The following is a 23,320-nucleotide window of genomic DNA, read 5'->3' as shown; positions in this document are numbered from 1 at the left end:
TACGTCTGAAACCATGCCCAGCCATATGCCGGTACTTGAAGCGGACGATTTGTCCGTCGCTTTCACGCGGTACGATCGCGGACTGCGGCAATCCACGGTCGAGGTCATCCGCAGCCTGCAGCTGACGGTCGGACGGGGCGAGCTGCTCGCGGTCGTCGGATCGAGCGGCTCCGGCAAAAGCCTCCTCGCCCACGCCATCCTCGGCATCCTGCCGGACAACGCGGCCGTCTCCGGGACACTGCGGTACGACGGCGAGCCGCTGACCCCTGCCCGGCAGGAGGCGCTGCGGGGCAAGGAGATTGCGCTCGTGCCGCAATCGGTCAACTTCCTCGACCCGCTGATGCGGGTGGGCGACCAAGTGCGGAGCTCGGTCCGCGAGGGCGACGCCATCGCTGCGGTCCGCCGGATCTTCGACCGCTACCGTCTCGCCCCCGGGACCGAGCGGCTGTACCCATTCCAGCTGTCGGGCGGCATGGCGCGTCGGGTGCTCGTCTCGACGGCGACGGTCGGCGGCCCGCGGCTCGTCATCGCCGATGAGCCGACGCCCGGGCTCGACCCCGCGGCGGTGCGGGAAACGCTAAGCCGGTTCCGCGAGCTGGCGGACGAAGGCTGCGCCGTGCTGCTCATAACCCACGACATCGAGTCGGTGCTCCCCTTTGCGGACAACGTCGCCGTCTTTTATGCCGGGACGACGGTCGAAAAGGCGCCCGCCGGCGACTTCTCCGGCGACGGAGCGCGGCTGCGCCATCCGTACAGCCGGGCGCTTTGGCAGGCGCTGCCGCAGAACGGCTTCACGCCGATTCCCGGCGTCCAGCCGCATCCGGCCGCGCTGCCGCCGGGCTGCTTGTTCGCGCCGCGCTGCGCTGCCGCCGGACCGGAGTGCAGCCGCGAACGGCCGGAAATGCGGGAGCTGCGCGGCGGGACGGTGAGGTGCATCCATGCGACTTGAAGCGCGAGGCCTTGGGTATCGGCGCGGCCGGGACGCTTGGCTGTTCCGAGGCGTCGATCTTACGCTAAACCCCGGGGAAATGGTTGGCCTCGTCGGTCCGAGCGGCTGCGGCAAGACGACGCTCGGACGGCTGCTGGCCGGGTACGAGGAGCCGCGCGAAGGGCGCATTACGTTAGGCGGCAGCCCCCTCCCGCGCAGCGGCTATCACCCGGTGCAGCTCGTCTTCCAGCACCCGGAGAAAGCGGTCAATCCGAAGTGGCCGATGCACCGCGTCCTGCGCGAAGGCGGGGAGCCCGACCCGGCGCTGCTGGACGCGCTGGGCATCGAACGGGAGTGGCTCCGCCGCCGGCCCGGCGAATTGTCCGGCGGCGAGCTGCAGCGGTTCTGCGTAGCGCGGGCGCTCGGGCCGCAAACGCGGTTTCTCATCGCCGACGAGATGACGACGATGCTCGACGCGATCACGCAGGCGCAAATCTGGCAGGCCGTGCTCGCGATCGCCCGGCGGCGCCAGCTCGGCGTGCTCGTCGTCAGCCACGAGCCTGGCTTGATCCGGCATCTGTGCACCGCCGTCGTGAATTGGAGCGAGCTAACAGGCGCGGACTGAACTTCGGACGGTTCAATGCACTATCGCGGCGGTGCTGTCCGAAGAGACGATTGACAGCCGAAAACGACCCGTGCTATAGTACTGTTAATTTATTTTTCATGAAAGACAACGATGGGGAAAGTAAGCACGGTGTATTTCCAAGCGACCCGGGGAAGGTGCGAGCCCGGGAAAGAAGCCCTGCCGAAAGCCACCCTGGAGTCGCCCTCTGAAGCTTGCAGCCGTAGGAGTTGGCCGGTGTTCCGCCGTTATAGGACCGAGTGGACTTCATAGTATTGGAGTCAACGAGGGTGGTACCGCGTGAGCCTAGCTCTCGTCCCTTTTTTGGGGACGGGGGCTTTTTTATTTGCGAAAATGCACGAACAAATCCATGAAAAGCTGGTGAATGGTCATGACTTTGAACTGGTCCGAACGCATCTCCCCCGTCATCCGGGATATGCCGCCTTCCGGCATCCGGCGCTTTTTCGATCTCGCGTCGGAAATGACCGGAATTATTTCGCTCGGCGTCGGGGAGCCCGACTTTGTGACGCCTTGGGCCATCCGGGAAACGGGGATTCAGTCTTTGCGGCAAGGGTACACGATGTATACGTCCAACGCGGGCCTGCTGGAGCTGCGGGAGGAAATTGCCGCTCACCTGCACGGGTTTTACAGCGTGCGCTACGAGCCCCGCAGCGAGGTGCTGGTGACGGTCGGGGTCAGCGAAGCGGTCGATCTCGCTTTGCGCGCTATCGTCCATTCGGGGGACGAGGTGCTGATCGCCGAGCCGTGCTACGTCTCCTACGCGCCATGCGTCACGATGGCGGGCGGCGTGCCGGTTCCGCTGACCACGACGGCGGACAACGATTTCCGGCTGACCGCCGCGCAGGTGGAAGCCGCGATCACGCCGCGGACTAAGGCGCTGCTGTTCAACTATCCGAACAATCCGACCGGCGCGACGATGCCCCGAGAGGATCTGCTCGAGATTGCCAAAGTCGTGGAAAAGCATAACTTGATCGTCATTTCCGACGAGGTGTACGACAAGCTGACCTACGAGGGCGAGCATACGTGCTTTGCGGCGCTGCCGGGGATGCGGGACCGGACGATTTTGCTGAACGGCTTCTCCAAGGCGTACGCCATGACCGGCTGGCGGCTCGGGTACGCCTGCGGACATTCCGAAGTCATCGCCGCGATGACCAAGATCCATCAATACACGATGATCTGCGCGCCGATTACGGTGCAGAAGGCGGCCATCGAAGCGCTCCGGAACGGCACGGAGGAAATGAAAGAGATGGTCAGCTCGTATAATCAGCGGCGGCGGCTCGTGCTGAAAGGCTTTCAAGAAATCGGCCTGCCCTGCTTCGAGCCCCGGGGAGCCTTCTACGCCTTCCCGTCGATCCGGCACACGGGCCTTTCGTCCGAGACTTTCGCCTGGCGGCTGCTGGAGGAAACGAAGGTTGCGGTCGTGCCCGGCAACGCTCTCGGCTCCGCCGGGGAAGGCCATATCCGCTGCTCCTATGCCTCTTCGGTGGAAAATTTGACCGAAGCGATCGAACGGATGGGCCGTTTCCTGAAGCAGTTCGCGTAAAACGGTCCGCCGCCGGCACGAAGCCGGCTAGCCGGCCGAATCGGGCGGCTCGACAAGCTTTACGACGTAATCGTGCATCGCTTCCAGCGAGCCCGTATAGGTAAGGATGCCCTGTTCGATCAAACGGCGGAGCCGGTATTCGATCCAGCTATGGGAGATCGGACGGTCCAAAGCATGAAAAAGAATTTCCCCGATCAACGGACCGATTTTAACCCAGCCTTGAGCTTCCGCTTGTATCGTGCGGATGCATCGAATGATCGTTTCGTCAAAGTAGCTTTCATCCACCGTCCGAAGACTGCCGTTCTTATAGATGCGAAGCAAGCCCGCTTCTTGTACCAGTCTCCGCCAGTCCTGGATAAGCCAATCTTTGGTTCGCGGCGCAAGCGGCTCCGCCTTTCCGATCCACAAAGCCAATTCCTCGGGGGAAGCTTCCCCCGTATGACGAAACCGTCCTCCGGAAGCGACGGTGACATCCATGACGGATACGGACACGTCGGGCGGCAGGGAAGCAAGCACGGCGCGAAGCCCGGTTTGTTCAAAAACGTTATCGGCTGCCCAGACGACAACGGGAACCGGGTCCATGGAAAGGCGGGGGAGCCACTCCCGCCAAGCTTCCATGCAGCTCCTCAGATACGGCAAGTATTGCCGGGCTTCCTCATTGGCGATGGCTTCCCCCCAGCGAAGACGCACGTCCTCCCAATCGTGCGAAGCCGCACAAACCGGAGGGCCCGACATCAAGTCGTCTTCCCAATTGAGCACCGACTTGTCGGGCCGGATTCCCATAGCAACCTTCAAGCAGCCTTCTGCTGAGGCACCGAATACGACCTGGACCGTCATCGGGACGCTGTCTCAGCCGGTGAAACGTTCTCCCCGGCAGAATCGAATGCCCCGTCTACGGCGTCCCATTCGCTATAAAACTGCTCCAAATACCGCTCCATAAAGCGGTGGCGTTCTTCCGCCAAAGCGCGGGCAGCGTTCGTGTTCATCAAATCCTTGAGCTTCAGCAGCTTCTCGTAAAAGTGGTTGATCGCCGTCCCCGGGTGGCTGCGGTATTCCTCGGGCGTCATGTGCTCCCGGACCGGCAGCTCCGGATCATGCATCGGCCGGCCCTTCCAGCCGCCGTAAGCGAACACCCGGGCGATCCCGATCGCGCCGATCGCATCGAGGCGGTCGGCGTCCTGTACGATCCGGCCTTCGGCAGTACGCATCGGCTGTCCGCGTCCTCCTCCAAAGGACATCGTCGAAATAATGTCCATGACATGAGCACAGTCCGCTTCGTCCGTTCCCGCTTCGGCCAGCCAGTTCTCCACCTTCTGCAGTCCGGCTTCCTTGCTCGGGTTCAGCTTTTCATCGGCTACGTCGTGCAGCAGGGCCGCCAACTCGCAGATGAACGTATCCGCCCGTTCGACCGCCGCCAGCCGTTTGGCCGTACGGGTCACCCGGACAATATGCCACCAATCGTGGCCGCTGCTGTCTCGCTCCAATTCGGTTCTGGCATAAACGGCCGCCTGCTCCAGCAGCTTTTCTCGTTGGATCGGGTCCATAATCGTGTTCATCCTCTCCGGTTTCTCTACTATCCCGCTATTGTACTATGCCTAAGGGCGGCACGCAAAGAAGGCCGCAATCCCACGGATTGCCGCCAGGCGGATCATTTTTTCGGATAAGCGGCACCGTTTCGCGCCTACACCTCGGTCGTCTCTTCGGCCTGCGGTACATCCGGCAGGGGAAACACAGGCAAGGACGGCGCCGGCTGCCGGGATTTGTCCGCCGTCTTCCAAGGATGGCGCTCGTCGATCCAATGGCGGATTAACGCATTCACCAAAGCCGACGATTTGGTCGGAAGCTGGTGACCGACTTTGGGCAGGAAATGCAGCGTGCTGTCGGGCAGTCTGCGATGAAGGATTTGCGCATACCGGCGAAATTCTTTATCTTTCTCCCCGTATAAGAGCAGCACCGGCACTTGAATCTGCCCAAGCCTCTCCGTGCAGTTGTATGTCAGGCTGCACTTGAAGTAGTCGTTCACGTTCCGCAGCTGTCCTTCCTTGGCCGTGCGGTACAAACGCCGGAACGTCTTCCATTTGTTCGCGTTGCCCAAAGCGATGACCGCTGCGACAATCCGTTTGGCGCGAAGCCCCATCATCCCGACCGCCGCCCAAACCTCGCTGCGCCGGTACCAGTCGCTTAACTCCGACATGCCGCTGATCAGAATCGCCCCGTAGAACCGGTCGGGGTAACGAAGCAGCGCTTCCAACGCCACCGATCCGCCGGTCGAATACCCGCACAAGTAAGCTTTTTTCAGCTCCAAATGGTCGAGCAGCCCGCGAATGTCTTCCGCGAGCAGGCCGTAGGTAAGCGGCTCCGAGGATTGCCCGCTCTGTCCGTGGCCGCGAATATCGAACGCAATAACCTGATACTTGCCCGAAAGCTGCTTCATCTGGTCCGCAAAGTTGCTGCTCGTCAGCATCGGAGGATGAATGAACACGATCGGAACGCCGTAGCCCTTCACTTTGTAGTACAGCGTCGTTCCGTTAATTTTGGCGAATGGCACGAGCGCTTCACCGCCTTTCTAAGCCAAATGGAAGTGAAATGCAATTCCTAGCATGCCCCTCCCCTTCGCAAAAGATGCGCGCCCCGGTTCCTGCCGCCGTTTTCTGCCGGATTTTCACGTTTCCATCATTAACGTAAGTCCGCAAGACGGACATTCCCGCTCTTCCGCCGCGCGCGCGTTTTAAACAGGCCGGGCGCTGCTCTTCACCCCCCGGCTTACTACCTCACGTCTGCCATGAATTCCCCTAAAACAGCCCTTAACCCATCCGGATCGCTGAGCATGGGCAGGTGCCCTGTGTCCAGACTTCGTACCCATTGGGGGGAAAGGTTCGAAATCATTTTATTTTGCAAAGAGGGACTGAACTCTTTGTCTTTGGTTAGCTTCACATACAACGTTGGAACCATCGGCAGGGATACATTGCTTCGATCCGTATACACGCGTACGGCCTCAGGTGTGAAACCATTTATGATTTCCGCAGCTTGCGCTGCTGAAAGATCGCTGCACAATCCCGCACGAATGGCAGACTCTGGCGGCTTCGTGCCGATTATTCGCAGAATCGTTGAGATTAGAATTCTTTTGGGGAATGGCAGGACGGACAAAAAGGAACCGCCATTTTTTGGAACCGCCGCCGCTACGGAGATATAGCCTGCTAATCGATCGTTTAGTTCGGATGCAAGCCGAAGACCGATTACTCCCCCGAGCGAATGCGCCACGATAACGAACCTCCGAGATCCCCATTCGTCTACTTGTCTTTTTACATGAGTAACATATTCGTCCAAAGAAAGCTTGTTCCGCGATTCTATCGAATCTTCTCTTCGAGGATAATTGGCCATCAGATGAGGATAATCAAGTCCATCCACCACTTTGCTCCAAATACGGCTATCCAGTCCTGCTCCGGTAAGTAAAACCAGACCTATCTTTTCCTGTGCGCCTTCTTGAGTGGACATCTTCTTTTCCTCCATTGCCGGTTAAGATGATTACAAGTTAAATGTAGCATTTAAATACGACAAATTATGGCTTATTTATGTGCTAAAATAAAAGTAATAAATGGAGGGGGGAAAGGTATTGCAGAAGTCACAGCGGCTAATCCAAATGATGATGAGAATAAATGCCAGCAAGTCATTTACCGTCCGAGAGTTGGCTGATGAATTCGGACTGTCCAGCCGGACGATTACGCGGGACTTGCAGGAACTAAGCGAGCTCGGTGTTCCCATCTACTCCGTCCAGGGAAGAGGGGGCGGTTACAGACTGCTCCAAGAAAGGCTCCTCCCGCCGATCAGTTTCTCCGAAGGCGAAGCCATTGCGATGTTTTTTGCCTGCCAATCCTTGGATTACTTCAGTTCACTGCCATTTGGTGAGGGGGCACATTCGGCGCTCCGCAAATTCTACCATTATTTACCTATGGATGTAAGGGAGCAGATCGATCGTTTAAAGAACAGGATTATGTTGTGGAGTCCCTATCGGTGGATGTCTCCGGAGATTCTCCAAACTCTGCTGCAGGCTATTATGATTCGCAGCGTAGTTACCATCGAGTACAAATCCAGCAGCGAGGTGTCGGAGCGGAATATTCAGCCCGTCGGGCTCTATGCGAGTTCCGGCTTCTGGTATTGCCCCGCATTTTGTTTTCTTCGGGAAGAAATCAGGCAATTTAGAGTGGATCGGATCCTATCTGCGTCTATCAATGAATCGATTCCTTGCCGGGATGAGATCACTCAGAAGACGTTAATGGATAAGCCCCAAAAAGACCATCAGGAACAAACGCTGCTCCGGTTGGAGTTGACGAAAAAAGGCGTATGGTTGTTGGAATCGAATTCGCGGATCGCTCCCTATATCCTGCGCAATGAGGACGGAAGCGGGCGTGCCGACATCCGGATCGCCGCAGAGGACTTGAGATTTTACGTAGATTTTATCTGGCAATTCGGGAGTGATATAAAGATAACGGAGCCTCATGAAGCCGTGACGTACATGAAACAAAAAATCGAGTCCATGCGGCTGCTCTATTGTTAAACACTTACGGTACTCATCTCTACCGTGCTCCCTCCTCCACAATATATATCCGAAGAGTTGGTCCGAAAAAAAACCGGCCGCTCCGCCATAAGGCGACAACGACCGGCTTTCGCTTAATATAATTCGAGCTCGTTATGGAAACGGCGGCCGGTAAACCGGCTCCCGCCGGACGCGTTACAAGCCGAGGACTTTATTGACCGACTCGATGACGCGGTCTTTTTGAAACGGCTTGACGACAAAATCCTTCGCGCCCGCCGTAATGGCTTCGAGCACCATGCCCTTTTGGCCCATGGCCGAGCACATGATGATCTTGGCGTTCGGATCGTGCTTGCGGATTTCTTTGACCGCTCCAACCCCGTCCAGCTCGGGCATCGTAATATCCATCGTGACCAGGTCGGGCCGGACGGACAAATAAGCGTTGACCGCCTCCATGCCGTTCGTCGCTTCCGCCACCACTTCGTGTCCTTCCTCCGTCAGCATCGTTCGCAGCATCATCCGCATGAAAGCGGCATCATCGACTACCATTACTTTAGCCATAGGCAAAACCCCCAACCTTCTAAGGTGATGTAATATCCCTATTATGACAGAGCTTTATTAAGAAACTGTTAGGTTAGGAAGGATTTGCCCGTTTTTTTGCCGATCCTCTCCTTGATTTTATCATTCCGGCACAAAAAAAGCCGGGCTCTCTTGAACAAGAGAACCCCGGCTTCCCGAAAGCAGCGGAAACTGTTATTGAAAATGCGTCTGGTAAGGCTGCTGCGGCTCCGCAGTCGGTTGCACGGCCTGGATCATGGTGCGCATCGTATGGTCGGCCAGCTGCGGAACTTGGTAGAAGCCCTTGTAGTTCATATACTGGAACAGCTCCCAAGCCATCTCCTGGCAGATGTTCGCCGAGGTCGCATGGTACTGGCGAATTTGCGGATCTACGCATTCGCAGGCCCACAGCATGGCGACGGCCGAGCCCGTTTTGTGCAGATTCAGCGCGATGGTCGCGATGGACACATCGGACAGCTGCGCAGCGTTCGGATTAGGCGCAGGCAGGGACGGCTGCTTCAGTCCGACTTGCGGTCTTTCGTAAATGCGAAGCTCCGGCGTATGCGGCGTCATGGCGATGCCTCTGCCTTGCATCAGGCCGATGCCGTAATCGTATCCTTCCAGCATCCGGCGCTGCTGATTGAACAAAATATCTTTCAAGTGCGTATCCTGCGCCATCGCGAACAGAACGCCGTACAGTTCGATATGCGCCGCTTTCGTGCGGATGGCCTCTTGGGTTTCCAAAAATTCGTGAGCGGCAAAACGTTGCTGCGTGTGCATAAAAACCTCCTGAACAGAATGGATATTGTCGGAACACCGATAGTATGTCCAAGGATTGGAAAAGATTATGCGCCGCATATCCAAATTTTTGCAAACACCCGCATTCAACAAGATTTATGCCGCGTCCAATGTGATAAATTTCACAAGAAAACGGGAGCCGCGGCCTCCCTTCGCGCGATAAAATAAGCCGGTTCCCCGGAAGAAACCGGCGCACGGCCTAATTGGGGGCGGTCCCGCTTGTGGAGCCGTCGGGGTATACGGTGAACGAGGAAACGCTGCGGGTGCCGTCTGCGGCTTTCTTTACCGTCCACAGCTCGTACCGGTCGACTTGTCCGCCTGCGTTCCAACGAATAAACAGCTGTCCCTCCAAGTCGCCGCGGCGCAAGCCTTCGGTGTCGGCGCTGAGACCGCCGCTGCTGTAGCCGGCCGATGCTCCGAAGTCGTAACGCCAGAGCTGCTGCTTGGAGCTGTCGATCAGCGTCAGGGATGACGGCTCGCCCAGCACGTTCTTCACGTCTTTGGCCTCCATCCCGCGTTCGAGACGGTACGTTGCGGCCCATATTTTTTTCTGTGCGTCGGTGGCGTTCTTCGGTTCGGAAACGACCGAGACGGTACGGGTTCCTTCGTCGTAGGCGGCCCCGGCCCCCAAGTTCTCGGCCATGAAGCGAAGCGGCACATAGGTATGGCCGTCATAATTCAAAATCGCAAACCGGGAACCCGTCTCGCGAACCTCTCCATTGAATTGCAATTTTACGGGAAACAGCGTCGCCCGGATTTCGTCCGAAGCGTAAACGGCGGTGGAAGCGGCAAGCACGGCTCCGCAGAGCAGTCCAAGTATAAATTTTTTCATGAGTACCTCCTTGGATTCGTTGTTGCGGTCCTATTCATTATACTAGGGATAAGACGAGGTTGGCATGGAAAAAGGTTGCAAAATTGTTAATCGGGGAGATAGCCTCACGGTTAATACTTAGCATGCGGATGTGTTGTGCCAACGGGTTGGCTGGCGGAGGTTTACTTCTCTCTTTTATGTAGTGCCCGGGCTTCCGCCCGAGTCGTACGGCCTCGTTATCTCCGCGGAAGGATGCCCACGGCTCTTGCGGCGGCTGCAGTTTTTTGAGCGAAGAGAACAGGATTGTCTATCGACTCCCAGTGGATATATTTAAAGCAATTGCTCTGGAACAGCCAATGGTTGTGAATCGCAGTTACTTTAATCCCCCGCTTACGAAGCTGCGTGACAAACGGATTGATTTCCCGTTCCAGTATAACGGTTTCCCCCAAATTTAAAGTGCGTCCGCGGCAATCTTTGGATTCGACGGATATCGCGAAGGGCAGCGTTAAAGGAGAGCGGCTTCGACGCCCCAAAATTCTCACGTTTAGATTCCGCAGCCTTTGAACGAGACAAACCCCGTTCGTAACGCTTCCTCTTCCCCCAATAATGCGAGCTAACCGATTACAAAGCTGCTTGCTCATTCGCTCCTCACCTTTCTTGTAAGATAGGATTAATCTATGGAGGATGAATGTTTTCCGACTGGGTTTTTTCTTGTCGGGCAAGCCCCTTTTGGACCGTGTCTAAGCAGCATATGCAAAAACCCGGAACGCGATAGGAACAAAGCGCATTCCGGGTTTCCCTCATTTATAAAGCCGACAGCAGCGTGTCCATCAGATCCGGTTTCAGCCGCATGTTTAGCCGCAGCGGCTCTCCCTCGGAAGGAGCCGGGCATTCCAAGTAAGCCGCTTGTTCCTTTAAGGTTAGCTTGAAGCTGCACGACACGCGCTCCTCGGCGAACGTACAAACCGCCATCGCTCCCGCTTGACACAAGGACTCAAAATCGATCGTCCGGTTCTCTCCGCTGTAAAACACGCAATCCACGCAGAGCCGGTCCCCCTCGCGGCTCCAGTCCCAGCGGGCCGCTGCCTCGCCCAGCGATGCGAACACAGGCCGGATGTTAAGCACATGGCGGCCGACCGTCACATACAGCTCTCCCTTGAGATCCTGCTCCACCTTCGCTTCGCCCCCGTCCCCGCCGATCTCAAACCGCAGCCGCAAGTCCTTGGCTTCAATTGATCCGCGGATACGGTCCAGGCTGTTATGCGTGTCGCCGCCATTCGTGCTGAAGGCGATGCCGAAGAGGACCCGGTTTTCCTGCTGAACGGAATGAAAGACCGCAGCGGCATAATCGTAGCCATCATGCAGGCAGCGCAGCCACACATAGGACGTACCGTGCTCGCCGGATAGATAAGCCAGCAGATTGCGGCGTTGATTCCACATGTTTTCGCGGCTGACCGAGCCGATAGACAACGTTTCCGTCTGATGAAACGACGCTATTTTCTCGATGCCCTTCGCCTCATTCCGGTAAAAAACTTGGGCGCCGGTGCGGACGCTCGGCTCCGTAAACCAGGGCACAACCTCGTCCGGGCATCCGATCGGACTGCCATACCACTGCGGATCGTACGCAAGCTCTTCCTCCGTCAACCATGTCACGCGGCCTTGCAGAGCGATCTGAAGAAAGGACAGCACGGCAGGCGACAACGTCGTGTCGTAGCTGCGGGCATGCGGGCCGCCCCATTGACGGGTCGCCGGATGAAAATGCTTGGCAACCGAGCCCCAAGCCAATTGGAGCAGCTTCGCGGCGAGCGTCCTCATTTCCGGCGATTGCGCCCATGCGTACAGATCCGACAGCTCGACAAGAGCGACCATCGTATAGGTCGGGCTGTTATATTCTTCGAACGCTCCACGTCGCATCGTATATTCGTAGAAGGTCTGCAGCCGCTGTCTGCCGTATGCGGCAAAGGCTTCCTGTCCATACGTTTCGCCAGCGATCAACGTGACGAAAGCGCCCATGATCGCGATGTTGGTGTATCCCGGCCCCACATTGCGCGCGATGATCGCTTCACAGGCGCGAAACACCGCTTGGCGCAGCCGTTCCTTCAGCGCATCGGGAAGCCGGTCTTCGTGTTTGCGCATGGCCAGCAGCAGCCGTTTGCCGCAAAAATCGGCCCAGTTCCAGTCGGGCGGGCGCATGTCGCCGAGCGGCTCCTCGTAAAACCACGACCAGAGACCGTACGTCGGCAGGCTGCGGTCCGTCTCCTGAAGCGCGATAACGCGGTCCAGAATCGCGCAGGCCCGCTCCAGCTCCGCTTCCCCGCCCCCGTCCAGCAGGGCGACGGCATACCCGAGCGACTCCCGTGTCGGATGTGCGAATGGAATGTCTTTCAGCGTCGTATGGTAGCCCGGGCTGCTGAACGGAACGCGCAGCAGCCGGAGCTCCTCGTTATATTCCTGCTCCTGCAGCCACCGCTGCAGAAGCCTCCGTTCCAGGTCGGAATGGGTACGCATGGTTTCTCTCCGCCCTTCTCTATCTCATGGATTCAACGTTGCTCGCGCGGCTGCGCGTCTTCCCCGGCTGCCGCCCGCATCGCAGCCGCCTCGGACGCTCCCGCCGGACGGCCGTCGATATAAGCCTTGCGCCCCGCCTTATCGACGAAGAGCGCGCGCCCTTCCGCGAGCAGCAGCAGCATGCCCTCATCCTCTACAAGCAAGGCGCGCAGCACGTCGGTTCGGCCGGCGTATTTCGCGATCGGCCTTGTGCGGAAGCCGGTGGCAGAAGCGTTCGGTTCGATTTTGCTCACAAAATAAACCCAGTCTCCCGCTTGGTATTGCGCCGCCCCGCCGTCCGTTAGCTGTACCATCAGCTTATCCGTATTGGCAAACTGCACGATCGTGCCGTTATTGTCGGAGGTTCGCACGTTCGTCGGGTCCCACAGCGCCTTCGTATACAAATCGTCCATCACTTTGCCGTTTGCCGTCACAAAACCCGCGCTTAGCTTGTCGAGGTCGGCCTTCGACAGCCACGTCGGCTTGGCCGCTCCGCCGCCCGGCGCATTCTCGGCCTTCAGCAGCGGCCAGCCGGTCACCCTCGCGGTGCCCGCCACCATCGCAGGAGCCGCCGCCGAGCCGCTGTCCGCGCTTAAATCGAGCAGCGGGCTGCCGTCCACCGCATACAAGCCGTTAATCCGCACCCGGTCCGGCTCCAGCGTACCGGGAACGTAAGGCCGGTTCGGCACGGACATGTAAGGCAGGCCGATCAGCTGGTTCAACGACGTATAGCTTTGGGCCGAGCCCATCCGCACGGCGAGCACGTTGTACAGAGACTTACCGTTCGTCACGTAATATTGCTGCGTCAGGCTCGCCCCGTCGCCGGGACCGCCGATGCTGCCCGTATCCTTGCGGATATCATAATGAGGCGTGGACCAATGGTCCGTCGTCCGCTTGACATCGTCATACTGCTTCCGGCCCGCCGCATCCGTCGCGTACCAGCCGATGAGCCGGTCGATCTTCGGAAAGCCGGGCTTATCCGGATCGGGAGCGCCCGTATCGAGCAGATGCTCGGTGAAATCCGTGCCGGATACGGACAGGTTCAACGGCTGCTTATTGTCGTTTTTGAAGTAGACGGACACTTGCCCTTTGCGCAGATGGTACTCTTCCAGCTTCTGCTGCTCGCTGCGGTTCCACGGGTACTTTTGCAGCATCCGGTGCATCGCGACCGGCCCGTGAACGGCAATGTGCCCGAGATTGGCCGTATCGCCGTAGGACGGCGTCGTCGAACCGAACGACTTGATCAGGAAACGCCCCACATCGGCCTTGAGCGCATCGCCCCAGTACGATAGTCCGGAGAAATTCCCCATGTTAAAGACCGATCCGCCGCCTTCGTTATGCCGCGATCCGGCAAAAATCCACCCGTCCGCCGCCAGCCGCGCATTGAAATAATCGGCCATCTCCAGCCCGTCCGCCCGAATGACCTGCTTCAGCTCGCCGAAGGCTGCGTCTCCGTCCGGGATGGATTCAACGATGTCCGCCAGATCGCTGAGCGATACGCCCGCGTAGCTGACGTCGAAGCCGTTGACCTCGTAAAAAATGTTTCGTCCGTCCACCAGCTGCCGCGCCCGCACGCGCATCCCTTTATCCGGCAGGTTCGTGCCTGCCAGCCCCCGGATATAATAATCCGCGATTTCCCGCTTCAGCGCCGCATCGTCGGTCACGACCGCCAGCTCCACCCCGCCGAGCAGGCCGACAAGCGCCTGATTCATCGAGTTTTGCGTGCTGAACTTGCTCACCCGGGTCAGCCAGCGCCACATCGAGTACGCTCTGTCCTTCGCCTGCGCCAGCTGCGTCTCGGTAAACAGCCCTTGTCCGTAGGTCAGCGCCGCGGCCAGATTGTGAAGCGCAAACGCCGTCGTCGGATAATCCGCATTTACCGTGCTTCCGCTGACGCTGTACGGCACGTACGCTTCCCCGCTGTTCGCCTTCCCGTTCAGCAAGCGGGACGCATTGATGGGGTTGTCGGTCGTCGTCACCCGCCGGTCCAAATAAAAATCAAGCGCGTCCTTCGCCCGCTTCGCAAGCGCCGCGTCCGTTTTTCCCGTGATGCTCCACATGTACGCAAGCAGCCCCGCGGTGCCGAAGCCCGCTTCCGTGCTGCTGTTCTGCTGGTCCACGCCGATGTAGGACATCTGATCGAACTGCACGGTGCCGACGGCCCGGTCGATCATGAGCTCGCAGATCACGTAATGCACCGGATATGGCGTATCGAACACGCCGCCGATCTCGCTCCATTGCCCGTCGGTCGGCGCGCCGTAGAAGGTCTGCTGCCCGATCTCCCGGTCCTTCATGTCCATAAAACGAAGCCGCATCGCCACGCCGCGGCCATCCTGCGCAGCGAAGCCCGGCTGCGTCCTGTACTTGACCGCCGCGATGCGGTAGTCGCCTCCGAACTGGCGCGCGCCGTTCGAGGACGCTTTCGCCGTCATCGTCAGCGCCGCCGCCGTATCGGCCGACGTCGACGTCAGCGTGCCGCTTTTACCGGCATAGCCGTCCGCCGCGGACCCGCTCCACGACTCGACGGCCGCGCCGCCGAGCGGCTTCAGCGTCCACGCCGGGGAAGCCGCTTCAAAGCCGCCGTTCGGGAAGGCGGCCGTCCCCTTCGCCGCAGCGACGACGCCGTCGCTGCCGGTCTTCGTATCGACGCGCATCAGCCGGATGCCGTCCCACTGCACCGTGCCCTTCGCCCGGTCAAGCCCGGCTTCCACCCGGATGCTTGCCGCCTGCACGCCCGGCGTCGTTATCAGTCCGCGAAGCTCCTGCCAGCCGCCGCGCGCATAGACGGCATTCGTCACCGTGAACGGCGGTGCCAACGGAGTTCCCGCCTCGTCCAAAAAGGTCACCTTCGCGTAGACCCCTTGTCCTCCTTCGGATGGGACGACCTGCTCCGCCTTGTAAAAGGCGCTGAGAATCATCACGCTGTTCGGCGCCACCGCCGCTTTCACCGGCGCCGCATAATCGGCCAACACGTCGACCGGGTTCCCGATGGTTTGCGAAACTGAGACGCCGTGGCTTGTTACCGCTTCCATTTGAAGCAGCCTCAAGCCTTCCAGCGCGGCGCTTGCGTCGTTCACCCAGCGGACCGCCCCCGCCTCCGGTGCGCCTCCTTGTCCGTCCGCTGCCGTCCAGCCGTCAGGCAGTGCGCCTGCGCCTTCTTCGAAGCCGAAGTTCGCCACAATGTTTCCTGCCGTCAAGCTGCCGGCGGCGGCATTCACATACACCTTCTGCGGAAAATTGTCCGTCCGCCCGTCCGGCTGCTGGTTGCCAAGCAGATTGCGCTGAAAAAACCGCAGCTGCCGCTCCACGGAAGCCGCGTCCGGGAAGATGTTGTCCACCCGGTCGTAAAACAAGCTCGTATCCGGCGTCATCGCCGCCTGCGCCCCCATCGGAGCCAGCGCGGATAACGCTGTCGTCCCTGCGACCAGCGCCGACAACCAGCGCAGCCGCCCTCTGCTTCCCTTTTTCATCTTGATCCCTCCCGACTGGTCTCGTCTTGTTCAACCAAGAGCCCGTCCGCCCTCATTCCCCTCGATCAGCAGCTCGCTGGCCAGCAGCAGGGCCAGCGCCTGACCGTACGGGGTCGGCGTGATTTTCACTTCGTTGTACGCCTCCACCGTCGGCATGACCGGCGTCCCGCCGGACACGCCGTGCACCGCTCCGTACACATCCACGTGGATGAGCACGGCCTGCGCCGCCTTGCGGACGGCTGCCTCCAGCTTCGCCCGCAGCGCCGCATCCGGCGCCAGCCCGTGCTTCAGAGCGAGCAGCAGCCCGTAGCCGATCCCCGCCGTTGCCGAGGTTTCCAAATAAAAATCGTCCCGGTCCAGCACGGTATGCCACATCCCGTTCGGCGTCTGGAAGCGCAGCAGCCCTTCCAGCAGCCTCGTATACCTCCGTTCCACCTCTGCGGGCACCTCGGCCAGCCCCCGTACCTCATGCACGATTTCCGGCACGCCGAAGGCAACCCAAGCGTTCGCGCGGCCCCAGCGCGCCGCCGACATATGATCGCCGCGCCGCCCGTCGTAGCCGTGAAACAGCACGCCCGTCGTCTCGTCCTGCAGCAGCCGCAGATGGATTTCCGCCTGACGGACCGCTTCTTCCGCCATCGTCCGGTCGCCTGTCAGCGAAGCGAGCCGCGCCAGAAACAAGCCGCCGACCACGAGCGTATCCGCCCACATCTGCTCCGGGAAGTCGACGCCTTCGGTTACCGTATGCTCGAAGCCGCCCTGCGACGTGCGCGGCGCCTCCTCCATCAGCCAACGGCCGTGCTCCTGCGCCAGCTCCATCCATCCCGCCTCCGCATCAGGCTGCTCGCGCAGCAGCTCCGTCAGCGCCGCGAACGGCGCCGTCGAATTCATGACGCGCAGCTCCGCCGCCTTGTGCCGGTTGTCCCGCATCCAGCGCCACAAATAATCGCGCACCTCCGGGTTTCCGGTCGCCTGCCCGTATTTCACCGCTGCGATCAGCCCGACGCCCGGCTTCCAGTCCCAGTTGTACATGTTGCGCTGCCAGTCGCTTTCCGGCGCCGTCACCATATAGTGATAAATTTGCTGCGCTTTGGCGAGCAGCTGTTGGTTGTCCATGGTCGGTCTGGCCCCTTTCTTCATCTAACGTCCCTGCGTTCCTATGGGTGATTTCATCCTTTGATCGACCCGATCATCGTTCCTTTGGCAAAATATTTTTGCAGGAACGGGTAAATCAGCAGAATCGGCACCGTCGCGATCACGATCATCGCCATTTTGACCGACACCCCGATCCGCGGCGTATCGCCGCTCATGGCCGCATCGACGGCCTCGTTCGTCATCTGCACGAGAATTTGCCGCAGCAGCACCTGCAGCGTCATTTTATCCACCGCGCTGTTGTACATGACCGCCTGAAAAAAGATGTTCCACTTCGATACCGCGTAGAACAGCGTCAGCGTCGCGAGGACCGGCAGCGAAATCGGTACGATGATCCGCGCGAGCACGCCGATATCGTTGCAGCCGTCCATCTTCGCCGATTCCTCCAGCTCCGCCGGCACCGACCGGAAGAAGCTGACCATGATCATCAGATTGAAGACGCTGAGCGCGCTTGGCACGATCAGCGCCCAGAGCGTATTGAGCATGTGCAGCTCCTTCACCAGCAGGTAAGACGGGATGATGCCCCCGCTGAACAGCATCGTGAAGAAGGCAATGAACAGCATGACCGTCGAGCCGTGCACCGATTTTTTGGAGAGCGGGTAGGCAAGCGTCGTCGTCAGCAGCATGCTGAGCGCCGTGCCGATAACGGTCACGAAGATCGTATTTTTGAACGTTTGAATGAACTGTTGATTTTTAAACACCGTATCGTAAGCAATGGTCGACCAGCCCTTCGGCCACAGCAGCAGCTGGCCCTCGAACACCAAGTGCGGCGAGGACAGCGAAGTCACCAGCACATTCCAGAACGGAAAAATCATCAGCAGCGCCAAGAGACCGAGCAGGACTCCGTTGACCGCTTCGAACAGCCGGCCTTTTTGCGGTTTCATCGGGCTTCCGCCTCCTTCCTAGAACAGATAATTGTCGCTCGTCTTCTTCGCAAGCCAGTTCGAGCCGAGAATCATCACGAGCCCGACGACCGACTTGAACAAGCCGACCGCAGCGGCGAAGCTGAAGTTGCCCTGCAGCACGCCCGCTTTAAACACATACGTATCGAATACTTCCGCCACCTGCATGACCATCGGATTGCCCATCATGTACAGCTGGTCGAACGACAAGCTCATAATGTGCCCGATCCGCAGGAGCAGCAGGACGACCACGGTGTTCATCAGCGCGGGGATCGTGATCGAGCGGATTTGCTGCCAGCGCGTAGCCCCGTCGACGCGGGCCGCCTCGTACAGCTCCGGATTAATGCCCGCCAGCGCAGCGAGGAAAATGATCGTGCCCCAGCCCGCTTCCTTCCAGATGCTCTGTACCGTAATGACGCCCCAGAAGAGCCGTTGATCCAGCAGCAGCTGCACGTTTTCAAAGCCGAGCCCCTTGACGATTTGCGTAATCAAGCCTTCCGAGTTCATCAGCGTCACGGTGAGCGAGCAAATGACGACCCAGGAGACAAAATGCGGCAAATAGACGATCGTCTGAATCGTCTTCTTGTAAAAGGCGATCCGCACCTCGTTAAGCAGCAGCGCCAGCACAATGGGCGTCGGAAAAAACAGCGCCAAATTCAAAAAGCTGATGACCAGCGTATTGCGCAGCACCATCCAGAAGTCCGGATGCTTGAACAGCCGCTCGAAATGCGCAAAGCCGACCCAATCGCTGTGCAGCACGCCCGCAAACGGGTTATAGTCCTGAAACGCCAGCACGATGCCGTACATCGGCACGTAATCGAACAGCAGAATAAACGCCATGCCCGGGAGCGCCAGCAAATACATGTAGCGGTCCGCCCACAGCTTCTTCGCGAGGCGCGAGCGTCCCGGCCTGGCCGCCGCCCCCGTTCCCGGAGCGTTCCATGCCGCGCTTTTCGGCTGGATTGCCATGGAATGTCCCCCTTCCTTATGATTGCGGTGTTTGTTCGGGTGCGCGCAGAGTTCTGACGCCCCGTTTTGTCTCATCCGAGCGAGCTTACGCTTCCTCCGTCATGCGCATTCCGGCGCAGCCCGGCCCGTTTTTGCGCATGACGGATACGCCGGCTTGGTGCGCCGACGTTTCCGTCTCGTATTCCCGGATTACTTCGCATTGCCGGACCCTGCGGCCTGGGCGATTTCGTCCATCCATTTATTTCCTTCAAAGCGGTCGTACCACTGCTTCACGATGCCGTCCCAATCGTTCACGCTCAGGCTGCCCATAATCACTTTTACGATGCTGCCGTTGATGAACGCGTCGGCCTCGGCGTTGTACTTCGAACGTGTCGGCGAGAACGCAAAGTCGAGCGGCACGGGAAGCTTCAAAAATTTCTCCAGCATCAAGTTGCCGTCGGACACGAGCTTCTGCGCTTCCGCACTGTTTTTCTTGACGACGAACACTTCCTCGGTCTTACCGACCGGCAGCGTCCACAGGAATGCGCCCGGCATGTCGCGTTTGGTCAATTCGGCGTTCACTTCGTTTTTGCCGTCTTTTTTCGTGTAGTGGACACCCTCTACGCCGTACAAGTTGAACTGCTCGCCTTCGGGGCTGGCGCCAAAGTCGAGCCATTCCATCAGCTTCTGCATTTTGGCCGGGTCCTGCGCCGCCTTCTTCGTCACGAACAACCCGCCGTAGTTCACGCGTCCGGTTGCCCCTTGGCCGTACGGCCCTTTCACCGGCTCGAACGGAACAAGCTTGCCGTTCGGATTCGACTTCTTATAGTTGTCCTCGAAATCGTTAATTCGCGAAGCATATTGGAAGAAAATCCCTGATTGCCCTTTGCTGACGACCTTCGATTCGGCGGTCCGGCCGTCGGTCACCGCGAAGTCAGGGTCGATCAAGCCGTCTTTGAACGCCTTCTGCATCCATTCCAGCCATTCCTTGAATTGCGGCGTCGCAAAATTCGGCACATACTTGTCGCCCTGCTTCACCCACTTGTCCTGAATCCCGAACGGCTGCTGCAGCCCGCTGACGCCGATGAACGCATTGTTGGCATAACCGATCTGAATGCCGATCGTATCTTTCTTGCCGTTCTTGTCCGGATCGCCCGTCGCGAACGCTTTGGCTGCGCTGTAGAGCTCCTCCGTCGTTTTGGGCGGCTGCAGCCCCAGGCTGTCGAGCCAGTCCTTGCGGATCATCGGCATGTCGCCGGAAGCGACCGGATTGCGCACGTTCGTGATGGCGTAAGTTTTGTTCTGATACTTCGTGATATAGAGATCCTTCTGCTTTTTCAGGTTCGGGTACTTGTCGATATAGTCGTCGAGCGGAACGATTTCGCCCGCCTTGATCATGCCGACGATAAAGTCGTCCATGGACCGCCAGGCGAAGGCGTCCGGGATGTCGCCCGAGGCGATCTGCACGCGGATCTTCTCTTTATAAATCTCCCACGAGTTCACGTTCAGCTCGAATTGAACCCCCAGCTTCGTTTGCAAAAATTTCAGCGCTTCGTTGCTGTCCGGCGACGTACTCGGGATCGTGTTCCCGTAATCGTAGGCCAGCTTTAGTTTGACCGGTCCGTCCGACGCCGCTCCCGTGGAGCCTTTCCCATCGGATTTGGCATCCCCGCCTCCGCAGCCTGCCGTGACGGCCAATAAAGCCACAGCCAGCATTGCGGCGCCGACGCGTTTTTCCATACGCTTCCACCCAGGCTTAAGCAATGTGTCCAACCCCTTTTCTCTGCTTCATGTCGGTCTAGTGCTTCCCTTGCTCAGTTCGGCCGGCCTGCCATGCCTTTACTGTACCCCCGCCCGCCGTCCGCCGCAATCGTCAAAACCGCGTATCCGCGATTTCCGTTCAAATGACCATACGCCCGAGCCGCGCCTCAAAGGCCGGATTTCCCCCGGGCCGGCAAGTGTTAAAACGCGAAAATGTCCGATTTGCCGGAAATGATACTTCCTGTGCTATAATTTTTCATTGTACTGTTAAGATGCGTTTTAGCGACCGGAACAGCAAGAGAGCCGGCAGAAGCTCGTACGCGCCTGCGCGCCGACGGCTGCGGCTCTGACAGAAACGGAGGGAACCGGCATGCGGCTGCAGCGCTCAAAAAAAGCACAAACCGTCATCGTCATGCTGCTGCTCAGCGCTCTCTGCATTATGGCGATGGGTTTTACGGTATATCTCGTTGCCACCCGAAGTCTGTCGGAGGAAGTAGAGAAGGCGTACCGCAGCTCGCTGCAGCGGACGCAGGACCGGGTGTCCAGCTATTTTAAACAAATCGATCAGGCCATCCTGCAATTCGAGAAGCTGCCCGCCGTCGAAAGCCTCGCCTCCCCATGGACGGAAGAGGACGGGATCGGGCTGATCAGCGTGCAGGAAACGATGCTTCGCATGCAAACGTCGCTGGAGGACGTGGACAACATCACGCTGTACCGCGTATCGAGCGGCCGGTTGTTCAGCACGAACCGGCAGGTGACAGCGTTTCAGGACGACTACCTGAACGTGATCGGAGCCTTCGAGCAGACGGGCAAAAAGGTCGCCCTGCTCAATCTGACGGTCCATGATACGCCGACGACGGTGTACGTGCGCAGACTGCCCGTTTTCCAGACGACGCAGGATTTATTAATGATCGTCCATTTGAATCAGCAATTTTTCGATCACATTCTCGGACTGCCAGACGGAAAACAGGGGACTTACTTTATATTGGACGAGCGCCGGGACATTTTGCAGGCCCGGGGCGCTCTGAACAGGACGATATTGGAAAGCGAAATTGTCCCGTTGATCAAGGAAGGCCGAACGAAGGCGGCGGACGACCTGTTCGTCGCGTACTTGCCCCCGTCCTACCAAGACTGGATATTCGGGTTCACGATTCCGAATGACGTACTGTTCGCCAAAATCGGCAGCCTTCGCAACGTCATCTTCGCCATCGCCGGCCTCTTGCTGGCGCTTGCCGTGCTTGTGACCCTGCTGGCGACGGGGCGGCTGTGGCGCGGCTGGAGCGAGCTCGTCTCGCTGGTGGACGATAGCGGCACTGCGCGCGCAGGCACGTCCTCCGGCGAACCGGTCCGTCCTTCCGCCCCGGCCCCGGACGAATTCCGGCACGTTTACGATACGGTGCAGCGGATCAAAGCGAACCGGGACGAGCTGCAGGAGAGGATCAAAGAGCTGACGCCGGAAATCAAAGCGACCATCTTCCGCAGCCTGCTGCTCAAGGGTATCCGCTCGCAGCAGGACCGCGACAAGTGTGAGCGCTATCAGCTTCCGCTGGCGGAGGAAGGCGAATTCGGCTGCCTCGCCGTTCAAATCGACCAATACCGCAGCTTGGAAACGCTCTATTCCGAGATCGATCTGTACTACTTCAAATACGGAATTTCCAGCGTCATTCAAGAGGTCATCGATACGAAAGGCAGCGGTATGGTAGCCGTTTGGGGGGAGGACCGCTTCATGGCGGCGCTCACGCTCCCTCCGGCAGCGCCGGAAGAGGCTAAAACCGCGGTGCGGGAGGCGGCGCAAACGATCCGCGATTTCATCCGGCACTATTTTCCGTTTACCGTCTCCATTGGCGTGAGCCGCATACGCAAGGATTACGCTTATTTGAACGTATCTTCGCAGGAAGCGGAAGAAGCGCTGAAGCATAAGCTGGTGGCGGGAAAAAACGAAGTGATCCCGATTGAGGAATTCGGCGGCGAGACGGACTCTCCCGAAATGCCGTTCTCGTTCCGGGAGCTGGAAAACGATATTCTGTACGCCGTCCGTTCGCTCGACCGCGGTCTGGCTTACGGTTATATCGACCGGCTGCGCGAATTGGAAGGAATTCGAACGATTCACTACCAGTGGCTGCAATCGCGAATGATCGACCTGACGCTGTTCTTGTACCGCTCGGTCGGCCAGTCGCTCTCCCGCCCCTTGGCGGAGCCTGTAGCGGCGGAATGGCTGGAGCTGTCCACGCTGGAGGAGTGGGGCGATTGGCTTAAGACGCGCGCATGCGATATGCTCATCGGCGAGCTGGAGGAGGAGCACCGCGGACTTATGCAGCGTGCCGCCGAGCAGCTAACCGGCTTCATCGATGCCCACAACGAAGAAGACGTCCGGCTGGAAAGCTGCTGCAAGGCGCTCGGCCTCCCTGTCACGCTGGGCAAGCAGGCGCTGAAGGAAGTGCATGAAGCCACGTTCTCCGACTACCTGCTCGCCAGCCGCATCGCCAAAGCGAAGCAATGGCTGCGGCATACGGAGATGAGCATTGACGAGATGGCCTCGCGGCTGCAGTACAGCAACGCGCAGAACTTCTCGCGCACGTTCAAGAAGATCGTCGGCATGCCCCCGGGGCAATACCGCAAAGAATCGCGGGGAGAGGGATGAGACGGCTCGTAGGGGGGCGGAGCGTTTTATAGACAGGCAGGGCTTACATGCTCTGGCTTGGAGAAATAAAGGAACGCGGATGCGTTA

General features: G+C 59.1%; 19 protein-coding genes and 1 other annotated feature. Of the genes, 5 read left to right on the top strand and 14 right to left on the bottom strand.

The annotated features are described in order from the left end of the window. Positions 1-25: 25 nt before the first annotated feature. The 3 genes from PEH01S_RS00520 (at position 26) to PEH01S_RS00510 (ending at position 3,114) form a co-directional block, all read left to right on the top strand. Positions 26-949, top strand: coding sequence for an ABC transporter ATP-binding protein (locus tag PEH01S_RS00520; protein WP_127483646.1), 924 nt, complete (start codon positions 26-28; stop codon positions 947-949). Next, positions 939-1,553, top strand: coding sequence for an ABC transporter ATP-binding protein (locus PEH01S_RS00515; protein ID WP_025850831.1), 615 nt, complete (start codon positions 939-941; stop codon positions 1,551-1,553). The genes PEH01S_RS00520 and PEH01S_RS00515 overlap by 11 nt, the downstream gene beginning before the upstream one ends. Positions 1,554-1,652: 99 nt before the next feature. After that, positions 1,653-1,874 (top strand) — a binding site (T-box leader). Between the two features lie 67 nt (positions 1,875-1,941). Continuing rightward, complete coding sequence (locus PEH01S_RS00510) at positions 1,942-3,114, top strand: aminotransferase class I/II-fold pyridoxal phosphate-dependent enzyme (protein ID WP_025850832.1); 1,173 nt, start codon at positions 1,942-1,944, stop codon at positions 3,112-3,114. Positions 3,115-3,141: 27 nt separating this feature from the next. On the opposite strand, the gene PEH01S_RS00505 is transcribed toward PEH01S_RS00510, so the two are convergent. The 4 genes from PEH01S_RS00505 to PEH01S_RS00490 all read right to left on the bottom strand — a co-directional run bounded on the left by PEH01S_RS00505 (position 3,142) and on the right by PEH01S_RS00490 (position 6,609). Beyond that, complete coding sequence (locus PEH01S_RS00505; protein ID WP_127483567.1) at positions 3,142-3,951, bottom strand: DUF3658 domain-containing protein; 810 nt, start codon at positions 3,949-3,951, stop codon at positions 3,142-3,144. Further along, entirely contained in the window at positions 3,948-4,670 is a 723-nt protein-coding gene (locus PEH01S_RS00500; RefSeq protein WP_036714553.1) for an HD domain-containing protein, read from the bottom strand. Before PEH01S_RS00500 ends, PEH01S_RS00505 begins: the two co-directional genes overlap by 4 nt. A gap of 125 nt (positions 4,671-4,795) precedes the next feature. Beyond that, entirely contained in the window at positions 4,796-5,662 is an 867-nt protein-coding gene (locus PEH01S_RS00495; RefSeq protein ID WP_127483566.1) for an alpha/beta fold hydrolase, read from the bottom strand. 218 nt (positions 5,663-5,880) lie between these two features. Beyond that, a complete protein-coding gene (locus tag PEH01S_RS00490; RefSeq protein ID WP_127483565.1) occupies positions 5,881-6,609 on the bottom strand; it encodes an alpha/beta fold hydrolase in 729 nt (242 codons plus the stop codon). Positions 6,610-6,727: 118 nt separating this feature from the next. Between PEH01S_RS00490 and PEH01S_RS00485 the strand changes: the two genes are divergently transcribed. Then, on the top strand, positions 6,728-7,669 hold the full coding sequence (locus PEH01S_RS00485; RefSeq protein WP_127483564.1) for a helix-turn-helix transcriptional regulator: 942 nt from the start codon (positions 6,728-6,730) through the stop codon (positions 7,667-7,669). 174 nt (positions 7,670-7,843) lie between these two features. Here PEH01S_RS00485 and PEH01S_RS00480 read toward each other — a convergent pair whose 3' ends face one another. From PEH01S_RS00480 to PEH01S_RS00435, 10 genes are all read right to left on the bottom strand, one after another. After that, positions 7,844-8,206 (bottom strand): response regulator, encoded by a 363-nt coding sequence (locus PEH01S_RS00480; RefSeq protein ID WP_025850836.1) that lies wholly within the window; start codon positions 8,204-8,206, stop codon positions 7,844-7,846. Between the two features lie 192 nt (positions 8,207-8,398). Then, positions 8,399-8,983, bottom strand: coding sequence for a spore coat protein (locus tag PEH01S_RS00475; RefSeq protein WP_025850837.1), 585 nt, complete (start codon positions 8,981-8,983; stop codon positions 8,399-8,401). Between the two features lie 217 nt (positions 8,984-9,200). Beyond that, positions 9,201-9,833 carry a stalk domain-containing protein gene (locus tag PEH01S_RS00470; RefSeq protein WP_127483563.1) on the bottom strand — a complete coding sequence of 211 codons (633 nt, stop codon included), beginning with the start codon at positions 9,831-9,833 and terminating at the stop codon, positions 9,201-9,203. Positions 9,834-10,048: 215 nt separating this feature from the next. Then, positions 10,049-10,453, bottom strand: a complete 405-nt coding sequence (locus tag PEH01S_RS00465; protein WP_025850839.1) for a DUF1259 domain-containing protein — start codon at positions 10,451-10,453, stop codon at positions 10,049-10,051. Between the two features lie 163 nt (positions 10,454-10,616). After that, complete coding sequence (locus tag PEH01S_RS00460; RefSeq protein WP_127483562.1) at positions 10,617-12,320, bottom strand: hypothetical protein; 1,704 nt, start codon at positions 12,318-12,320, stop codon at positions 10,617-10,619. A gap of 32 nt (positions 12,321-12,352) precedes the next feature. Beyond that, positions 12,353-15,829 carry a hypothetical protein gene (locus PEH01S_RS00455; protein WP_127483561.1) on the bottom strand — a complete coding sequence of 1,159 codons (3,477 nt, stop codon included), beginning with the start codon at positions 15,827-15,829 and terminating at the stop codon, positions 12,353-12,355. A 30-nt stretch (positions 15,830-15,859) separates the two neighbouring features. Then, a complete protein-coding gene (locus PEH01S_RS00450; RefSeq protein WP_246062744.1) occupies positions 15,860-16,945 on the bottom strand; it encodes a glycoside hydrolase family 88/105 protein in 1,086 nt (361 codons plus the stop codon). Between the two features lie 53 nt (positions 16,946-16,998). After that, on the bottom strand, positions 16,999-17,865 hold the full coding sequence (locus PEH01S_RS00445; protein ID WP_025850843.1) for a carbohydrate ABC transporter permease: 867 nt from the start codon (positions 17,863-17,865) through the stop codon (positions 16,999-17,001). Positions 17,866-17,883: 18 nt separating this feature from the next. Further along, positions 17,884-18,852 carry an ABC transporter permease gene (locus PEH01S_RS00440; RefSeq protein ID WP_127483560.1) on the bottom strand — a complete coding sequence of 323 codons (969 nt, stop codon included), beginning with the start codon at positions 18,850-18,852 and terminating at the stop codon, positions 17,884-17,886. A gap of 189 nt (positions 18,853-19,041) precedes the next feature. Next, positions 19,042-20,571 carry an extracellular solute-binding protein gene (locus tag PEH01S_RS00435; RefSeq protein ID WP_127483559.1) on the bottom strand — a complete coding sequence of 510 codons (1,530 nt, stop codon included), beginning with the start codon at positions 20,569-20,571 and terminating at the stop codon, positions 19,042-19,044. Between the two features lie 391 nt (positions 20,572-20,962). On the opposite strand from PEH01S_RS00435, the gene PEH01S_RS00430 reads away from it, so the two are divergent. Further along, complete coding sequence (locus PEH01S_RS00430; RefSeq protein WP_127483558.1) at positions 20,963-23,233, top strand: helix-turn-helix domain-containing protein; 2,271 nt, start codon at positions 20,963-20,965, stop codon at positions 23,231-23,233. The last annotated feature ends 87 nt before the right edge of the window (positions 23,234-23,320 follow it).

The sequence above is a fragment of the Paenibacillus ehimensis NBRC 15659 genome, from assembly GCF_004000785.1.
Taxonomy (GTDB): domain Bacteria; phylum Bacillota; class Bacilli; order Paenibacillales; family NBRC-103111; genus Paenibacillus_G; species Paenibacillus_G ehimensis.
This window is presented reverse-complemented; position numbering and strand designations above follow the sequence as displayed.

Coding starts and splice junctions, on each gene's coding strand:
- PEH01S_RS00520 (WP_127483646.1), top strand. CDS start 26: ATGCCGGTACTTGAAGCGGACGATTTGTCCGTCGCTTTCACGCGGTAC.
- PEH01S_RS00515 (WP_025850831.1), top strand. CDS start 939: ATGCGACTTGAAGCGCGAGGCCTTGGGTATCGGCGCGGCCGGGACGCT.
- PEH01S_RS00510 (WP_025850832.1), top strand. CDS start 1,942: ATGACTTTGAACTGGTCCGAACGCATCTCCCCCGTCATCCGGGATATG.
- PEH01S_RS00505 (WP_127483567.1), bottom strand. CDS start 3,951: ATGACGGTCCAGGTCGTATTCGGTGCCTCAGCAGAAGGCTGCTTGAAG.
- PEH01S_RS00500 (WP_036714553.1), bottom strand. CDS start 4,670: ATGAACACGATTATGGACCCGATCCAACGAGAAAAGCTGCTGGAGCAG.
- PEH01S_RS00490 (WP_127483565.1), bottom strand. CDS start 6,609: ATGTCCACTCAAGAAGGCGCACAGGAAAAGATAGGTCTGGTTTTACTT.
- PEH01S_RS00480 (WP_025850836.1), bottom strand. CDS start 8,206: ATGGCTAAAGTAATGGTAGTCGATGATGCCGCTTTCATGCGGATGATG.
- PEH01S_RS00475 (WP_025850837.1), bottom strand. CDS start 8,983: ATGCACACGCAGCAACGTTTTGCCGCTCACGAATTTTTGGAAACCCAA.
- PEH01S_RS00470 (WP_127483563.1), bottom strand. CDS start 9,833: ATGAAAAAATTTATACTTGGACTGCTCTGCGGAGCCGTGCTTGCCGCT.
- PEH01S_RS00465 (WP_025850839.1), bottom strand. CDS start 10,453: ATGAGCAAGCAGCTTTGTAATCGGTTAGCTCGCATTATTGGGGGAAGA.
- PEH01S_RS00460 (WP_127483562.1), bottom strand. CDS start 12,320: ATGCGTACCCATTCCGACCTGGAACGGAGGCTTCTGCAGCGGTGGCTG.
- PEH01S_RS00455 (WP_127483561.1), bottom strand. CDS start 15,829: ATGAAAAAGGGAAGCAGAGGGCGGCTGCGCTGGTTGTCGGCGCTGGTC.
- PEH01S_RS00450 (WP_246062744.1), bottom strand. CDS start 16,945: ATGGACAACCAACAGCTGCTCGCCAAAGCGCAGCAAATTTATCACTAT.
- PEH01S_RS00445 (WP_025850843.1), bottom strand. CDS start 17,865: ATGAAACCGCAAAAAGGCCGGCTGTTCGAAGCGGTCAACGGAGTCCTG.
- PEH01S_RS00440 (WP_127483560.1), bottom strand. CDS start 18,852: ATGGCAATCCAGCCGAAAAGCGCGGCATGGAACGCTCCGGGAACGGGG.
- PEH01S_RS00435 (WP_127483559.1), bottom strand. CDS start 20,571: ATGGAAAAACGCGTCGGCGCCGCAATGCTGGCTGTGGCTTTATTGGCC.
- PEH01S_RS00430 (WP_127483558.1), top strand. CDS start 20,963: ATGCGGCTGCAGCGCTCAAAAAAAGCACAAACCGTCATCGTCATGCTG.